This is a genomic window from uncultured Draconibacterium sp., assembly GCF_913060805.1.
In the GTDB taxonomy this organism is placed as follows: domain Bacteria; phylum Bacteroidota; class Bacteroidia; order Bacteroidales; family Prolixibacteraceae; genus Draconibacterium.
Genome location: NZ_CAJXTC010000034.1, coordinates 21,830 through 39,153 on the forward strand (window position 1 = coordinate 21,830; position 17,324 = coordinate 39,153).

Here is a 17,324-nt window from a genome sequence, read left to right on the forward strand (position 1 = left end):
TCACTATTAATTTAATTTTGCAAAGTGCGCTTTGCGAAACTTTGTTCACTACTATTTGTTTTGCGCATGCAACTTCTAAAGCCTGAATCCGTTTTAGTTGTGAAGTAGCCTTTTATGAAACGAATTAAAATTGAAATACCGGTTATTCTGCTTACCATCGTAATCATCTCGTTGCTTGGATTTTCGGGGAATTTTGTGTACAAAAGTTTATCCGAAATTGTCAATTCAATGCTTTCGGAATCAAAACCCGACAACACGCTCATTTTGGTAAAAGATGTGGCGATGGATTTGAACGAGACCGAGAACATGGTGAGACTTTATTCGTTGAGTAACGACAACGATTACCTCGAAAATTACAGAAGCGTAAATGAATCGCTCGAAACAAAATTTGAAGAATTACAAAGCATTTACAATCCAGATAGCAGCCGGCAAATATTGGTTGATTCGGTACTGATTCTGGCCCAGCAAAAGGTCGTGGTTTGGGAAAAGATTTTAAACCTTCACTTTTCGCGCGGGAATGAGCACGAAGCTTTTAACCAATACGTTGAAACGCTCGACACTGTATTAACGGTGCAGGATACCATACATTTTGAAGAGCCTGAAAAACGAGGCTTTTTCAAACGCCTTCTTGGGAAAAAGCAGGAACCGCCCGAGCCAATAATTGTTGACCGCACCGTGGAAAAACAGCGTCTGCAACAAGAAATTGCAACTCTTGAAAAGGAGCTGAAGCAACGTAATCAACGAATGAGTTCGGCCGAAGCGGTTTACATGCGCAAAAACTTTGAGATCAGCGAAAATCTATCACAAATTATTACCGAACTGGAACGGCAGGAAGAGGAAAGTTTTCTGCAGCAATCGCAGGAAGCCGAGCTGTTGGCAAACGAAACTTACGAACGCTTATCGTACTTCGCCTTATCGGTATTCTTGTTGATGCTTTTGGTTTTGATATTGTTTTTCCGCGACCTGCGAAAATCGCGCTCGCATCAAAAAGTGCTGAAAAAAGCTAAAACACACGCCGAAAATCTGGCACGCACCAAAGAACTATTCGTGGCCACAGTTAGTCACGAAATGCGCACGCCTGTTAATGCCATTTACGGATTGAGCGAACAGTTGCTGCAAAAACAACACGACGAAAAAACACAGGAAGATCTGCGAGTGATCTTCGACTCCACCAAACATTTGGCGGAACTGGTAAATGACACTTTCGATTTTTCACGACTTGAAAAACAAAACATTCAATTGATTCCGGTGCATTTTTCGCTGGAAGATCTGCTTCACAAAATTGAGCTGTACAACAAACCAAGTGCAGAGGCTAAAAACATCAGTTTTAAAATTGAGAATAATGTAGAAAACGAGCTGGTGCTGTTTGGCGACGAAGGCCGGCTAAAACAGATATTAAACAATTTACTTACCAACGCACTGAAATTCACTGACTCGGGAGAAGTTAAATTAGCCGTTACCGCCAAAGAACAGAAAAAACAGATCCTCCTCGACTTTGAAATCTCGGACACGGGAATTGGCATACCAAAAGAAAGTCAGGACAAGATATTTGATGATTTTGTACAACTGGATACCGACATCAATAAAAAAGCAGGTGGAACCGGTCTCGGACTTTACATTGTAAAAAAACTGGTTGATTTGCTTGGTGGCAAAATATCAGTTGAGAGTGAAGTCGATAAGGGAACACACTTTTTTGTTTCAGTTCCACTAGAAAAAGGTGACAGCGAGAAACTTCAGCAAATCTTTAAAAGTTTCGACACACCTGAAGTATTAAAAGACAAAGCGGTACTAATTGTAGACGACGAAGCTTTCAACCGCCACTTGCTTAAAAGCATTTTCACCAAGTGGGAAGTTGATTTTGACGAAGCAGAAAACGGACAGGAAGCAGTTACTTTGGCGGCACAAAATAACTACGCACTAATTCTTATGGACATCCGAATGCCTGTGATGAACGGAATAGAAGCTATTCATAAGATTAAACAAACAGGACACAAAGCGCGAATCATTTCTTTGTCTGCAAATTCTGATTCTACAAATCCCGACGAAAAAAGTGCTTTTGACAGCGCGCTGAAAAAACCTTTTGACGAAGCTGCATTGTACAATATTATCTGCAACACCGTGGAAGAAAAACCTGCACAAGAAAACACGAAACAGGAAACAACTTTGATTTATCGCCCTGACCTCAGCGAACTAAAACGAATGGGAAATGGCGATCCCGAATTCCTGAAAGAAATGATCGACTTGTTTTTAAAAACCAGCGCTGCCAGCATGCAGTCGATCGACGAAAACCTTGAAAGTAAAAATTACGACGCTATCGGCGAGCTGGCACATAAACTGGCATCTCCGGTAAAATACATGAATGTAACGGGAGTTTACAACACAATTAAAGAGTTGGAGAGGCTTGCAAAAGAAGGAAACGATTCAACGAAAATCGAAGAAAAAGCGGCTCAGTTGCATACAGAAATTGCAGCGCTGAACGAAGAACTTGAAGCACTTCTCAACGAAAAGTTCGAATAACTGATATATATTACTTCCGAATCCGGGCAGATTCAATACATTTGTTTTTTACTGAAAACCAAATCAGAATTTATATGCACGAAAAACAAGTTACAATACCAGGATGGCTGCGTTGGGTAGCTCTGGTAGCCGTTAGCCTTACCATGTTCGGGAGCTACTATATGTACGACAGCGTTGCCTATGTAGCCAAAGATTTTATTGAATTACTGGGTTTTAGCCAAACGAACATCGGCCAGTTATATACCATGTATAGTATTGCTGCGGTGATCGTTCTTTTTTTCAGCGGCGTTTTTATCGACAAATACGGCACACGTGTTTCCATGGTGTTGTTTGGTGCTATTTGCAGTTTGGCCGGTTTTGTTACGGCTTTTAGCGACAATTTAACCATTATATTAATCGGCAGATTTATTTTAGGATTTGGAAGCGAACCCTTAATTGTGGCGCTAACGGTGGCACTGGCAAAATGGTTTAAAGGAAAAGAGCTTGGTTTTGCACTAGGCATCAACCTGCTTATTGGCCGGGGCGGATCTTATTTTGTTGACCGCTCGAATACCTGGGCCAGCTCGATTTACGACATGGGATGGCAACCGGTATTATACCTTGCCGCCGGAATCGGATTACTCTGCTTCGTTGGTGGTGTTATCTATTATTTTATCGAACGCTGGACACAAAAACGATATGTACTTGGCAAAGCTGACGAAACTGAAAAGCTCGATTTCAAAGGTTTATTTAAATACAGCCCTTCGTTTTGGTATGTGGTAATTCTTTGTTTAACATTCTATTCGGCTATATTCCCGTTCCGCGGATTTGCTCCTACTTTTTATCAGGATGCCCACGGTGTTTCAGAGCAAATGGCTGGGAAACTTAATAGCGTTCTCATTATGGCAACTATGTTTGCCACTCCGGTCATCGGATTGCTTATCGACAAAATCGGACGCCGCGCATTGATGATGCTAATCGGTTCAATAATCATACTCCCGGTATATTTGATGTTCTCCTATGGAAACATGTCGTTATACATTCCCGTAACGTTAATGGGAATTTCGTTTTCGCTGATACCGGCGGTTATGTGGCCTTCGGTGGCATACATTGTTGAAGAGAGCAAACTGGGAACTGCTTATGCATTAATGACCTTATTGCAGCAACTTGGAGTAGCAGCAATGGCATGGTTAATTGGTGTTACCAACGACATTTCGGGAGCATCGGCAACTAATCCGGAAGGTTATATTCCCGGCATGTGGATATTCAGCATACTTGGTTTTGTTGGTTTGTTATTCAGTTTTCTGTTGCGCCGGGCCGAAACAGGACCAAAAGGCCACGGACTGGAAGAACCAAGCGGCAGCAAAGAATAATTATAAGCGAACAATACAAAATTCGATATTGAGTTTAGAACTACAGAAAAGTAGTAAGTAGCCAAAGATGGAAGTTAAGAACATTAAAATATTTGTTGTTGAGGATGATGAATGGTACCGTCGTTTGCTGGTACACAATCTTTCGCTGAACCCGGATTACGAAATACAAGCTTTCGGAACCGGGAAAGAATGCCTGAGCAATTTACACGAACTTCCTGATGTTGTTACGCTTGATTACCGCCTGCCCGATATGAAAGGACTCGAAGTGCTTAAGCAGATTAAAGCAATTAACGAGGACATTCAGGTTATTCTCATTTCGGAACAGGACGATATTGAGGTGGTGGTTGACCTGCTAAAACATGGCGCCTACGATTACATTGTAAAATCGAAAGATATTCGCGAGCGCCTGCTGAACACCGTAAATAATATTAGCAAGGAATTTAAACTCAAAGATGAAATCCGTTCGCTGCGCCAGGAAGTAAAACAAAAATACAGTTACGACAATACCATTGTGGGCAACAGTCCGGCTACGCAAAAGATTTATAACCTGATTGAAAAAGCTACCCGTACCAATGTTACCGTATCAATAAGTGGCGAAACCGGAACCGGAAAAGAACTGGTTGCCAAAGCCATTCATTACAATTCGTCGCGAGCCAAACAACCGTTTGTACCGGTAAACATGGCAGCCATTCCGAATGAACTGATCGAGAGTGAACTTTTTGGACACGAGAAAGGTGCTTTTACAGGAGCCGCTGCACGGCGCATCGGAAAATTCGAAGAAGCACACTCGGGCACCTTGTTCCTCGACGAAATTGCTGAAATGGATATTTCGCTACAGGCTAAGCTTTTACGGGCTCTACAGGAAAAAGAAATTATACGAATTGGAAGCAACAAAGCGGTAAAAATTGATTGCCGCATAATTATTGCCACCAACAAAAACCTGTTGGAAGAAGTAAAAAAAGGCAACTTCCGACAAGACCTTTATTATCGTTTTTACGGCTTGCCGATCGATCTTCCACCGTTGCGCGACAGAGGAAATGATGTTATCGTACTGGCAAAAAGTTTCATTCAGCAGTTTTGCAAAGAGAATAAACTGGAGCAAAAACTACTGTCTCCGTCTGCCAGTAAAAAGCTGCTGGCCTACCCTTTCCCGGGTAACGTGCGCGAGTTAAAATCGGTTATTGAACTGGCAGCAACGCTTGCCGATGATAAGGAAATTACTGCTGACCATTTACTCCTCGAAGACGCAGAAAACATTGAAGGTCTGCTAACGGAAGAACTAACCTTGCGCGAATATAACCTCCGACTGGTAAAACGCATGCTCGAAAAATACGATAACAAACCCAAAGTGGTTGCTGATAAATTAGATATTGGCGTTGCTACTATTTATCGTATGCTTAAAGAAGACTAGAGTAGAGTCAATTATAATTAGTCTTTCCGTCATGCTGAATTTATTTCAGCATCTCTCCTTTTGAAAAGATTCCGAAATAAATTCGGAATGACGAAGCTATATTTTAGGCGCAGCAGGAAACGAATACTACATTCCCGAAATTATCATTTTGATAATCCCCCTATCATATTGATAGACTTCTGAATTCCTCCCATTTCATTTACCCCTCACAATCAGCTAATTATGAATTTCAAATTTTAATGGCACAGCAATTGGCTATTAAGAGGCAGATTATTCATAAAAAAACTAATTACGGAGGAGATAATCATGAAAACGAATAGAAAAATACAAAATGCAATAAGCATTGTTTTAGTGGCGATAATAGTTGTTGCTGCTTTGGTTGGTATTTCAACTTACACCCAGAAGAAAACTGAGATAACTGACCTGCAAAGCCAAAACGCGAACATTAACCAGGAGCTACAAGAACGCGACTCTATGGTAAATGAGCTGGTTGGTGCTTTCGATGAAATTGAGCAGAACCTGAAATTTATTAAAGAGAAACGTCAGGTTTTATCAGTAGAGTCACAGAAAGAAGGCAACTACGACAGAAAACAAGCGATTGTTGAAGACATCACCCTGATGAATGAAATGCTGGAAAAAAGCAGCGATCACATTGCAGAGTTGGAACGTAAACTGAAAAACTCAGGTTTCCAGATCAGCTCTTTCAAAAAGAAAATTGCTGCGCTTAATGCAAGCATCGATGAGCAGAATACACAAATTGTGGCACTTCAGCAGCAAATTGAAGAGCGCGATGTAATGCTGGCCGATATGTCGCAAACAATCGACACAATGCAAATCGTTCTTCAGTCGAAACAAGATACTTTACTTCAGCAACAACAGCTGATCGACGAAAAAATTTACCAGTTAAACAAAGGTTTTGTTGCCTACGGAACTTACAAGGAGCTGGAAGAACATAATGTCTTGACAAAAGGCGGTGGTTTCCTGGGATTGGGAAAACAAGTGAAGCTTAAACGTAATCTTGACCAAGACTATTTTACCGAGCTTGACATTCAAGACACTAAAAGTATTCCATTGTTCTCGAACGAAGCTACAATCATCTCGGAACACCCGGATAGTTCATACTCATTTGTTGAGCAAGACGGTGTAATCGCCTACCTGAACATTGATAATCCGGACGAATTCTGGAAGATCTCGAAATACGCGGTAATAGAAATTAAATAATATAGGTTTGCTGAAAGCAGAAGCGCGTGCAACAGAGGTTGTTCCCTTCTGCTTTCGTTTTAACGCACAAACTCCCACACCAACGACAGGAAAACAAACAACTTTTACAGGAAAACACAAACAGAAAAGTAATGAAGAAAATTGGATTAGCACTTACGACGATTGTATTTGGAATTTTAATGATGGTGGCTTGTACCGACGACAACGGAACCACAAATTTTGCGGAGGGAAACGGCAAAGTTAACGTCTATCTTACCGACGCACCCTTCCCTATAGGGCTGGTGTCTCAAACCATTGTAACAATCGACAAAGTTGAAATTAGAAAACAGGAAAACGATACAACCGGGGCTTCGTTCATTACCATTATGGAGGAACCTTTTGAAATTGATTTGCTGAGCCTTTCGAACGGAATTACCGAGCAACTGGCATCTATTGAACTGGAAGCCGGAAGTTACGATATGATGCGAATGCATGTTACCGATTCGAAGGTTATTTTGACCGACGGAACAGAATTCGACCTGAAAATACCAAGTGGATCAAGCAGTGGTTTAAAAATTAAAATAGAGCCGGCATTAACTATTGAAAGTGGCCAAACTTCTGATGTATTGCTCGACTTCGATGTAAGCAAATCGTTTGTAGCAAAAGGAAACTGGAAAGGCGGCGACATTAAAGGCTTTAACTTTAAACCGGTTGTGCGCTGCGTGTTGCTCGACCGTGCCGGAAGAATTGTGGGATCTGTTAGCGACACAGCTAGTGTTCTTTTACCTAATTCGGCTGTAAATCTTTGGACAGAAGTTAACGACATTGAAGAAGACAGTTTAATTACCACTGCCTTTACCAATGAGATGGGCGAGTATCTGCTAATTGGAATACCAGAAGGAACTTATTATATGATTGCGGAACAGGATAGTTTCCTGACCGATACGATTTGGAATGTGGATGTATTAAAAGGAGAGTCAACCCAGATTGACTTTATGTTGACTCCTGAACCTTAAATGGTTGCAAGAGTGAGGATCATACTGTAATCAATCAGTTTGGTTAAGCTTAGTGGTTTTCAAGTATGGGCTGTCCGTTAATTCGGGCAGCCTTTTTTCATGTTTAAAAGTTAGACTTCATTAAATGGTGCTGAGATTGCTTCGCACTGCTCGCAATTACAGGCATCATTATTAATTAGGGGTTGGCTGGCGGCAAAGCCGCTAGCCAACCCCTCTCCCTAAATGTTCATGAGCCAGAGTCATTGCGAACGAAGTGAAGCAATCTTTATTTGCAATTTCTATTTTATAAGACCTACTAAATAATAACACCCTGTCAGCCTACAATTCATCCCACAAATTCCACAGTTCGGTAAAGCAAATTTCATGACTTGGTGTTTTCGCCGGAATTTTGAAGCAGAAAACAAAACAAAAACAAGTCATGAAAACAATTATTACAATCTGCTTCATTTTTATATCTGCGCTTGCCTTTGCGCAGGTAACCATTTCCGGAAAAGTAGTTACCAAAAACGGCGAGCCCATTCCGGGAGTGAACATTTACATTGAAAACACTTACGACGGAGCCAGCTCGGATAGCGAAGGAAATTTTAGCTTCGAAACAACGGAAAACGGACAACAAACACTTGTCGCTTCTTTTATTGGCTATAAAACCTGGAGCGAAACTATCGATTTGCAAAATGATGTGACTCTGCAAATTGAATTACAGGAAAGCGTAAACAGCATTGATGCTGTTACCATTACTGCAGGAAGTTTTGCCGCCGATGATGAATCGCGGGCATCGGTTATGAAATCGCTGGATGTGTACACTACGCCAAGTGCCAACGGCGATGTAATGGCAGCCATTCGCACGATGCCGGGCACACAGGCTTCTGCCGACGACGGGCGTTTACTGGTGCGCGGTGGCGATGCCTATGAGACTTCAACCTACATCGACGGGCTGGTTGCTTCAAAACCTTATTATTCCAAAACTCCTGATGTAGCTACCCGCGGACGATTCGCACCATCATTATTCAACGGTGTACAATTTAACACAGGAGGTTACTCAGCTGAATATGGACAGGCACTATCTTCGGTTTTGGTGTTAAAATCTACCGATCTTGCTGAAGCTGATAACACCGGTATTTCGTTAATGACCATTGGCGCCGAGGCAAACCGCACCGAACGCTGGGAAAATACCTCGCTAAATGTGTCGGGTGGTTATACCAACCTGAGTTTATACGATAAGGTATTTAAAAGTAATGTTGACTGGGAGAAACCTGTTGAATCGGTAAACGGAACTGCAGTTTTTCGTCACAAAACAAGCTCAAGTGGTATGTTTAAAGCCTACGCTACTGCCGATTATGGCGACCTCGCTTACCTCGTTCCGGCCGGTAACGACGGAGAAAACATGAAGATCAGCAGCAAAGGAGGAACCGTTTATTCCAATCTCTCGTACCGCGACTGCTTTTCAGAAAAATCGTGCTATCGTATCGGAGTTTCTTCCACTTATCAGGATAACCGTTTGGGATTGGGATCCGACGATGTGAACACCAAAGAGCTCAATGTTGAATCTCGCTTTGCCATTGTACACGATATTTCAGAAGGCATAAAATTAACCTGGGGAGCGAACGAAACTTATAACAAATACGATCAGGATTATATAGAAAATGAAGGTGCAACATACAATGGTTCTTTCGACGACCATTTGTTGGGTGCTTTTATCGAGCCGGAGATCAAATTCACAAAAAACTTTGGTATCCGCCCGGGATTTCGCACCGAATACTCGTCGGTGATTAATAAATGGAATGTAGCTCCACGTTTTGCACTGGCGTTGAAAACAGGAGAAAAAGCACAACTGGCCGGAGCATGGGGCTTGTATCATCAAACGCCACAGGCCGACTACCTGAAAATAAACACCGATCTCGATTTTGAACAGGCCACGCATTATATCCTCAGCTACCAGTTTGGCGACAACTCAGAACGTTTGTTCCGTACCGAAGCTTACTACAAAAAATACAGCGACCTCATAACATATTCGGTGGGTGAAAACGGATTACCGGAGAATCTGCAAAACGATGGAAGCGGTTATGCCGCCGGTTTCGATATCTTTTGGCGCGATCAAAAAAGTATAAAAGGATTCGACTACTGGATTACCTACTCGTACATCGATACCAAACGAAAATACCAGTACTACCCTGAAAAGGCCACGCCTTACTTTATCTCCGACCATAATTTTTCGGTGGTAGGAAAATATTGGGTGAATAAAATAAACACACAGTTTGGCGCTTCGTTTACTGCCGCCAGCGGTCGTCCGTTCAATGATCCTAACTCTCCAAAGTTCAACAGCGAGCGCACAGAAATGTATTCCGACCTGAGTCTGAACATGAGCCATGTCTTTTACATTGGAAATCAATATTCAGTGCTGTACTGCTCGGTAAACAATGTGTTGGGAAATGACAATGTGCTGAGCTACCGCCCTACAAACGTTGCCGATGCCCAGGGAAATTACTCACTCGTTCCGGTAAAACGCGACATGAAACGATTTGTTTTTATCGGTTTGTTCCTTAATTTTTAAACAGTCTCAAAAAAGCTGTCATTCCGACGAAGAATGAGGAGGAATCTCATGATTGAAACAGATTTCTCACACCTCGTGCCTCGGTATTCGAAATGACAAAAAAAGAAACCTACAATTCATCCTAAAGAATCAACAGTTCGGTAAGGAAGAATTTCAAAAATGCCCGTTTCAGCGGAACTTTGAATCAGCAAATAAATCAAACAGTAATAATCATTAATACTCAAAGTCATGAAAACAATTATCACCATCTTACTCGTAGCAATTTCAACTACCGTTTTTTCTTCGAAGTACGAAGAAACCATGAAAACAAACATCGACAAATTGTACCAGTTGCACACTTCTGCCGAACTAAAGTCTCTAGCCAACCAGTTTGAACGTATTGGCAATGCCGAACAAGACAAATGGCTGCCCAACTATTATGCAGCGTATTGTTTTATCCGCTCTACCTTTTTTGATGAAATGGATGCCGATGCCAAACATGCCCAATTAGACAAAGCGCAGGCTTTGGTGGATCAACTGATGAAAACCAACGATGACGAATCAGAGATCTATGCATTGCAGGCTTTGTTGTTCCAAATCAGGATTACCGACATGAGCAAAGGTGCCCAATATTCGATGAAAGCTGCCGACGCCATTAAACAGGCAGAACGATTAAATCCGGAGAATCCTCGGGTATATTACCTGCGCGGAAGCAATACTTTTCATACACCTAAATTCTTTGGTGGTGGTTCCGAAAAAGCCAAACCCGACCTGGAAAAAGCTGCCGAAATGTTTGAATCAGCGCAACAAAGCAATCCGTTACTACCAACCTGGGGAAACGTTCATAATGCGCAGTTGCTTAGCCAGTGTGAGGAGCAGGCTGAATAGATTGAAAAAAGATTGAAGAGATTGATGGAGATTGAGGTAATTTACTTCGCTCCATCTTTCTTTTCCGTTTAACAATATTATCTTCAACTCATTCGTAATTTTACTATCTTGAAAACTCAAAAATCAAATAAAACAAGCTACATGCGTAAGCGCGTAATCATTAACTGGCTGGTAGCCATCGTCGTTTCCATTCTCATTGGTATGGTTACAACTGTTTTAATGGGCGGCTCGTTAAAAGTTCCTTTTATGCAGTTTGTGTGGAATGCCGGTTATTCTTTAAGTCTCGGACTTCCGTTGTTTGCCAACGGGTACCTGTTTAACTGGTACGAAAAACGTTTTATCGACTGGGTAAACCGACCGATTACAAGTGTTGTTCGTGCCTTGCTGATGCATATTTTTTATTCCAGTTTTGTCATCTGGACCGTCAACTGGTTCTGGTTTATAAAAGTTATGGATCGTGAATGGGAGTCATTTCTGGAATATAACCGCGGCACCATCATTTCCGAGTATATCATTTTTATCATTATTGCATCGATCATTTATGCCATTTCGTTTTTTAAAGCCTGGCGCACGGAAGTTCGCCAAAAGGAAGAGGTGAAACGCGAATCGCTGGCCCTGCAATACAAAGTACTGCAGGATCAGATCAATCCGCATTTTCTTTTTAACAGTCTGAATGTGCTGGGCAGCCTCATTGATATAGATGTGGAAAAAGCCAAACAGTTTACGCGCGAACTCTCGAAATTTTACCGCGATGTGCTGCAGTTTAAAGACCTCGACATTATATCGCTGAAAGAAGAGATCGATTTTGTGATGAAATACATTTACCTGCAACAAATTCGTTTTGGCGAGGCGCTTCAGGTGGATATTATTGCCAACGAAAAGGTGGAAGGGAAAGTTATTCCGTTGTCGGTGCAGGCACTGGTGGAAAATGCGATTAAACACAACGAAATATCGAAGGCTAATCCGCTAAAGATTTTGGTGGCTATTTCCGACGATTATGAATTGGTGGTAGAGAATAACCTTCAGCCAATAAAGCAGACAGAAGACAGCAGCAAAACAGGCCTAAAAAACCTGGCAGGACGCTATGAATACCTTACCGGAAAACAAATGGTCGTGTCGAAAAACGGCGGTTACTTTCGGGTTAGCGTTCCGCTGATAAGAGTTGAGGGAGGAAATTAGTGAATGAGGGATTGAAGAAGTGAGGAAATGGAATTTCGATTGAAGAATGATGATTAACGATTTTAGATTTTGAAAGTTTTCAGTCGCAGTTTACAGAACGTCATCATGAGCGGAGTCGAAGAATAGACGAAGAATAAACTTAGCGAGACTTTGTGAGTACTTAGTGGTCTTTGTGGTTAAGAATTAAACCTCAAAGTTTCTCAAAGAAGGCACAAAGGAACACAAAGAAAGACTGAATTTTGAATGAGGAATGTTGGTTAACGATTGTAGATTGAAGGTTTACAGTCGCAGTTTACTGAAAGTCATCCTGAGCGGAGTCGAAGGATGGGAGGAATGAGTGATTGAGGAATTGAGGTGGTGAGTTATTGAGTTATTGAGGAAAAGCTCGAAGCTCGTGACTCGTAACTTGAAGAAAAAATGAAAATACTGATAGTAGAAGACGAACCATTGGCAGCGGCACAACTGGCTGCACATATTTCTGCTTTGCAACCGGAGGCGCAGATCCTGGCGGTGTGCGATACGGTAAAAGCTACGGTTGATTGGTTGCAAAACAACGAAGCGCCTGAACTGGCGTTTTTTGACATTCAGCTGGGCGACGGACTGAGTTTTGAGATATTTGAGCAGACGAACTTTAACCAGCCCGTAATTTTTACCACCGCTTACGACGATTATGCCATTCGTGCTTTTAAAGTGAACAGCGTGGATTATTTATTAAAACCCATTGAACGCACTGAACTAAAAAAAGCACTCGATAAGTTTGAGCAAATGGCCAAACCGGCAACCTCTTCTTTTACTCCCGATATTCTGCACGAGGTAGTAGCCTCGCTGAAAAAGAAAAATTACAAAGAACGTTTTTTGGTGAAAGTGGGTATACACCTTCGCGTAATTGAAACCTCCGAAGTGTTGTATTTCTACAGTTTTGAAAAAGGCACTTACGCCAAACTTTTGGATGGGAAAGATTACCTGCTCGACCAAAGTCTGGAACTGGTGGAAGCGATGATCGATCCGAATGTGTTTTTCCGTATTAACCGCAAATATCTGGTTGCCTTAAAAAGCATCAGCGATGTTATTGCCTACAGTAACTCTCGTTTAAAACTAAAAGTACAACATGCCAACGAAGATGATTTCCTGGTGGCCCGCGAAAAAGTAAAAAGCTTTAAGAGTTGGCTGGAAGGTGATGATTAGTTGGCAGTTTTCAGTCGCAGTAGACAGTTTTGCTGCCGCACCCCAAAGCTTCGGGGCGCGATTGCAGATTTCCATTTTTTGTTCGGGAAACTTTGCTCTCAAAACAAGGTGTATCCGAGCGAAACTGAGAACGCTTCATACTTCCCGTACCAAATTGTATAGCCGTTTAAAATATCGCGCGTTGTATAATACCGAAATGTCAGATCAATCTTATCTTTAAATTTATAACCTAATCCAAATGCAATATTCGAACTCGATTCTATATCAAGGTTATTCTGATAGTTCGAAAAATCAACATAAGAGTCCAAAGCAAAATCCATAACCAAGGCCATATCTACGAAAATCTTTGAAACATCATTCAGGTACATATGGTACCTTAAACCTATTGGCATTTCTATCGATTCATATTTAACTTCTCCTTCGATAACTCCTGCAGGCCAGCGGGCCGGATTAACCTTTACAGATGATTCGGAATTATATTTTTGGTAGGTCGGTTCAACAAAAAAGCTCCATTTATACTTTTTTATCGGAAGTAAAAATTCTGCCTCAACTCCTAACCTAAAATTTGTCTTATTGTCGAATTCCGCCCTTTCAACCAAACTATTGGGATTCGTTACCGTAAAGCTGTTTGCATTAATTCCGGGTTTTATCGACATATGAACCTTCAGTTTCTTTTTCATTTCAAGTTCATTATAATCGGCGTTTGTGCTCTTATGATAGGTTATAAATAGCTTTTTCAAATCACTTCTGAAATAATCGGTCCCGGCTACGTTTTGCTGAGTTATTTCATCACACTTAAGAATTGATGACAGCTGGTTTCTGAAATAATTGTTTTCAGCTACCTTATCGTTGGTCATATACCGTTTATAAACCAACTGAACGACATCATCATTTAAGCCATAAAAATACCGGGTTAAAGTCCGGTCTTTATACTCGAATAAAGATGGCTGCCCTTCAAGAATTACTTTAAGAAATAATTGCTTTTCCTGATATTCGGGATTTCGTACCAGGCTAAGTTCATTTTGTTTATCGGGCGAGGTATCAATTTCAACGTCCAACCTTTTGTATTTTACACTCCCGGGAATGCCAAACTCCTTTACATTTTGAATCGTTGCAGTCTCTACAGGGGCATTGTCATTTTTTTTGTATTTAAAACTTGATGGTGTAATTACCCATCCCTCATTTTTAATGAGACATTGAATTTTTTGATTGGAATTGTCGATAAAATAACCTGTTTCGAATTTAATTTGTGCGAATGTCGTTACACAAACAGACATAATTAGGGCAACAAAGAAGATCTTTTTAAGCATAATAATCTTGTATTGAAAATTGATTTAATGATTTTTGGTTTATCCTAAAATTTATATTCGGGATTTAAAAAGATACCTAGCCTATTTAACCCGGTTTTCGGCCAAATGTATTTATTTTTTTGTTTCCCTGAATCAATCTTTCGCCCTTTTTGTTGGCAAAAAATAAGTAGTAAAAAAGGGATTAAATGGGTGCATTTTTAAACTACTGTATTTGTGTATGGTGTGGCTTTTCCCTTTTCTTTTCCCATACGAAACTATTTTCGCAAAAGCTGCTGCTGAGGCTTTAAGCAACATTGCTTCATCAATATTTTCTATGGAATTATCTTGCTGCTATTTGGAATATCTATGATTCCATAAGGAATTATGTCTCGGAGACCGTGCTAAGGCTTTCGGCAACATTGCATTATCGATATTCTCTATGGAATTACTCTTCTGACGTTTGGAATCTCTATCATTCTCGTTGGAATTGTCCTTCGGAGTTGGAGCTTTATGGCTATTCCTTTTGGTTTTACACGTGGAATCCGTGTTGTACCGGTTTTCCGTGATGCCGAAGGCATCAAATGTTTATAGAACTTGTTTGAATATGAATATGCGACTCCGGCCGGAGTCGTATTTGTTTCCAATCTGTCTTTCTATAACTATTCGAATCCTCCGGATTCTTTGCAAACCAAGAATGGAGCTCTTTCTTAATCGCGGTAACGTTTCAAAAGATCGTTGTAGGCATCAATGCGGCGGTCGCGGAGGAAAGGCCAGATACGGCGTACATCTTCGGTGCGTTTCCGGTCGATTTCCACCACTTCTATTTGCTCGTCGTGGGCAGACAGTTGTTTGATAAATTCACCTTGCGGACCTGCAACAAAAGAATTCCCCCAAAACTCGATGCCATTTCCCATTCCGGTAACATCGGGTTCAAAACCGGTACGGTTAACACTGATTACGGGCAGGCCGTTTGCAACAGCATGTCCGCGTTGCGAAATGATCCACGCATCCAGCTGGCGGGCTTTTTCATCGTCGGTATCGGCCGGATCCCAACCAATTGCGGTAGGATAAATAAGCATTTCTGCTCCGCCCAATGCCATTAAGCGCGCTCCTTCCGGATACCACTGATCCCAGCACACCAACAATCCCAATCGACCAACAGAAGTATTGATGGGTTCAAAACCCATATCGCCGGGAGTGAAATAGAACTTTTCGTAAAAGCCGGGATCGTCGGGAATGTGCATTTTTCGGTATTTACCTGCCATCGATCCGTCTTTCTCAAAAACCACGGCAGTATTGTGGTACAGTCCGGCAGCACGTTTTTCGAAAAGCGAAGTAACCAAAACAACGTTATTCTCTTTCGCGGCTGCGGCAAATATTTCAGTATCCTTTCCCGGAATCGGTTCAGCCAAATCAAATAGATCTACATCCTCAATCTGACAAAAATAGAGACTGGCATGCAGCTCCTGCAACACCACCAATTCAGCTCCCATTTCGGCACATTTTTTAATGGCCGCCAAACTGTTTTGCGTGTTCTCGTCTTTGTTGCCCGAACGTTTTTGCTGTATGATACCTACTTTCAATTTGCTCATGATCTTTAATTTTCAATGTTTAACCCAACCGCTTCCGGATACTGCATGGTTACGCAGTGCAACGATCCGTGTTGTTCGATCAATACCCTGCAATTTATTGGAATTATTTCTTTTTCGGGAAAAATCCGCTGCAAAATATCGACGGCCTCAGCATCTTGTTTTAATCCGTAAACCGGAAGCAGCACCGCACCGTTGATAATGGTAAAATTTGCATAGGTTGCCGGCAAACGGTTTCCTTCGTCATCGAAACAAGGATCGGCAAACGGAAGTTCAACCAGATTGTAAGGTGTTCCGTCTTCGGTAGTAAACTGTTGCAGTTCGGCTTTCATTTTTTGCAGCGCCTCGAAATGCTCATCTTCCGGATTGTTACAGCCAACGTAAGCAATCGTATTCTCGTTACACAAACGAGCAATTGTATCGATATGCGAATCGGTGTCGTCGCCGGCCAAATAACCGCTGTTGAGCCACAAAATACGTTTCGCTCCAAAGTTCTGTTTCAGAATATCCTCAATTTCCTCTTGAGTATATTGCGGGTTGCGGTTTTCTTCCAGCAAACATTCTGTAGTGGTAAGAATCGTACCTAAACCATCGCTTTCAATGGAGCCGCCTTCCAATACAAAGTCGAAACTTTTTAGTTTGGCATGCTGAAGAAAACCCTGATCGAACAAACTTTTTGTGATCTGATTATCCAATCCTGCTTCGAATTTTTTCCCCCAACCGTTAAAAATATAATCCTGAACAACGGCTTCCCCATTCTCTATAACGGTGATTCCACTGTGGTCTCGCGCCCAGGTGTCGTTCGACGGAGCTTCGGCAAAATAAACATTCGTCGTATTTCTGAAATAAGCACGAACACGTTTTACATCGTCGCAAACCACCAATACTTTCTGAAAGCGGGCGGCGGCCTCAATGATATCGACAAAACATGCACTGGCTTCCTCTAAAAGATAAGCCCAATCGCTGTCGGGATGTGGAAACGTAAGTTGTAAAAACGACTGCGGCTCCCACTCAGCGGGCAAACGCAAACTTTTATCGGACGAATTATTCATGCTTCTTTCTAAGTTCTTTCGGCTTCAAAAATAAAACGAAATTACATTGTTTCAGCTATTGGGTAAAAGTTTCTCCAATCTTGCACGGGCAACATTCATATTCGTAATGATCAGCT

General features: G+C 41.6%; 12 protein-coding genes. 9 read left to right on the top strand and 3 right to left on the bottom strand.

Annotation, left to right across the window (positions count from 1 at the left end; translation table 11 throughout):
• Positions 1–114: 114 nt before the first annotated feature.
• From QZ576_RS17700 to QZ576_RS17740, 9 genes are all read left to right on the top strand, one after another.
• Positions 115–2,517 (top strand): ATP-binding protein, encoded by a 2,403-nt coding sequence (locus tag QZ576_RS17700; RefSeq protein WP_297099478.1) that lies wholly within the window; start codon positions 115–117, stop codon positions 2,515–2,517.
• A gap of 74 nt (positions 2,518–2,591) precedes the next feature.
• Entirely contained in the window at positions 2,592–3,869 is a 1,278-nt protein-coding gene (locus tag QZ576_RS17705; RefSeq protein WP_297099480.1) for an MFS transporter, read from the top strand.
• Between the two features lie 67 nt (positions 3,870–3,936).
• Entirely contained in the window at positions 3,937–5,280 is a 1,344-nt protein-coding gene (locus QZ576_RS17710; protein ID WP_297099482.1) for a sigma-54 dependent transcriptional regulator, read from the top strand.
• A 306-nt stretch (positions 5,281–5,586) separates the two neighbouring features.
• Entirely contained in the window at positions 5,587–6,501 is a 915-nt protein-coding gene (locus tag QZ576_RS17715; protein WP_297099484.1) for a hypothetical protein, read from the top strand.
• 131 nt (positions 6,502–6,632) lie between these two features.
• Positions 6,633–7,496, top strand: a complete 864-nt coding sequence (locus QZ576_RS17720; RefSeq protein WP_297099486.1) for a DUF4382 domain-containing protein — start codon at positions 6,633–6,635, stop codon at positions 7,494–7,496.
• Positions 7,497–7,914: 418 nt separating this feature from the next.
• Entirely contained in the window at positions 7,915–10,047 is a 2,133-nt protein-coding gene (locus QZ576_RS17725) for a TonB-dependent receptor (RefSeq protein WP_297099488.1), read from the top strand.
• A gap of 228 nt (positions 10,048–10,275) precedes the next feature.
• Positions 10,276–10,914, top strand: a complete 639-nt coding sequence (locus QZ576_RS17730; protein ID WP_297099490.1) for a hypothetical protein — start codon at positions 10,276–10,278, stop codon at positions 10,912–10,914.
• A gap of 141 nt (positions 10,915–11,055) precedes the next feature.
• The gene (locus QZ576_RS17735; RefSeq protein WP_297099492.1) at positions 11,056–12,093 is read left to right on the top strand and encodes a sensor histidine kinase; all 1,038 of its coding nucleotides are present in this window, start codon (positions 11,056–11,058) and stop codon (positions 12,091–12,093) included.
• A gap of 417 nt (positions 12,094–12,510) precedes the next feature.
• Positions 12,511–13,278, top strand: coding sequence for a LytTR family DNA-binding domain-containing protein (locus tag QZ576_RS17740; RefSeq protein ID WP_297099494.1), 768 nt, complete (start codon positions 12,511–12,513; stop codon positions 13,276–13,278).
• 98 nt (positions 13,279–13,376) lie between these two features.
• Here QZ576_RS17740 and QZ576_RS17745 read toward each other — a convergent pair whose 3' ends face one another.
• The 3 genes from QZ576_RS17745 to QZ576_RS17755 all read right to left on the bottom strand — a co-directional run bounded on the left by QZ576_RS17745 (position 13,377) and on the right by QZ576_RS17755 (position 17,208).
• Positions 13,377–14,588 carry an outer membrane beta-barrel protein gene (locus QZ576_RS17745; RefSeq protein WP_297099496.1) on the bottom strand — a complete coding sequence of 404 codons (1,212 nt, stop codon included), beginning with the start codon at positions 14,586–14,588 and terminating at the stop codon, positions 13,377–13,379.
• A gap of 686 nt (positions 14,589–15,274) precedes the next feature.
• Positions 15,275–16,159, bottom strand: a complete 885-nt coding sequence (locus tag QZ576_RS17750; RefSeq protein ID WP_297099497.1) for a carbon-nitrogen hydrolase — start codon at positions 16,157–16,159, stop codon at positions 15,275–15,277.
• Positions 16,160–16,164: 5 nt separating this feature from the next.
• Complete coding sequence (locus tag QZ576_RS17755; RefSeq protein ID WP_297099499.1) at positions 16,165–17,208, bottom strand: agmatine deiminase family protein; 1,044 nt, start codon at positions 17,206–17,208, stop codon at positions 16,165–16,167.
• Between the last annotated feature and the right edge of the window lie 116 nt (positions 17,209–17,324).

Bases quoted from the DNA above. Each gene is read 5' to 3' on its own strand.
- QZ576_RS17700 (WP_297099478.1), top strand. From the start codon at position 115: ATGAAACGAATTAAAATTGAAATACCGGTTATTCTGCTTACCATCGTA.
- QZ576_RS17705 (WP_297099480.1), top strand. From the start codon at position 2,592: ATGCACGAAAAACAAGTTACAATACCAGGATGGCTGCGTTGGGTAGCT.
- QZ576_RS17710 (WP_297099482.1), top strand. From the start codon at position 3,937: ATGGAAGTTAAGAACATTAAAATATTTGTTGTTGAGGATGATGAATGG.
- QZ576_RS17715 (WP_297099484.1), top strand. From the start codon at position 5,587: ATGAAAACGAATAGAAAAATACAAAATGCAATAAGCATTGTTTTAGTG.
- QZ576_RS17720 (WP_297099486.1), top strand. From the start codon at position 6,633: ATGAAGAAAATTGGATTAGCACTTACGACGATTGTATTTGGAATTTTA.
- QZ576_RS17725 (WP_297099488.1), top strand. From the start codon at position 7,915: ATGAAAACAATTATTACAATCTGCTTCATTTTTATATCTGCGCTTGCC.
- QZ576_RS17730 (WP_297099490.1), top strand. From the start codon at position 10,276: ATGAAAACAATTATCACCATCTTACTCGTAGCAATTTCAACTACCGTT.
- QZ576_RS17735 (WP_297099492.1), top strand. From the start codon at position 11,056: ATGCGTAAGCGCGTAATCATTAACTGGCTGGTAGCCATCGTCGTTTCC.
- QZ576_RS17740 (WP_297099494.1), top strand. From the start codon at position 12,511: ATGAAAATACTGATAGTAGAAGACGAACCATTGGCAGCGGCACAACTG.
- QZ576_RS17745 (WP_297099496.1), bottom strand. From the start codon at position 14,588: ATGCTTAAAAAGATCTTCTTTGTTGCCCTAATTATGTCTGTTTGTGTA.
- QZ576_RS17750 (WP_297099497.1), bottom strand. From the start codon at position 16,159: ATGAGCAAATTGAAAGTAGGTATCATACAGCAAAAACGTTCGGGCAAC.
- QZ576_RS17755 (WP_297099499.1), bottom strand. From the start codon at position 17,208: ATGAATAATTCGTCCGATAAAAGTTTGCGTTTGCCCGCTGAGTGGGAG.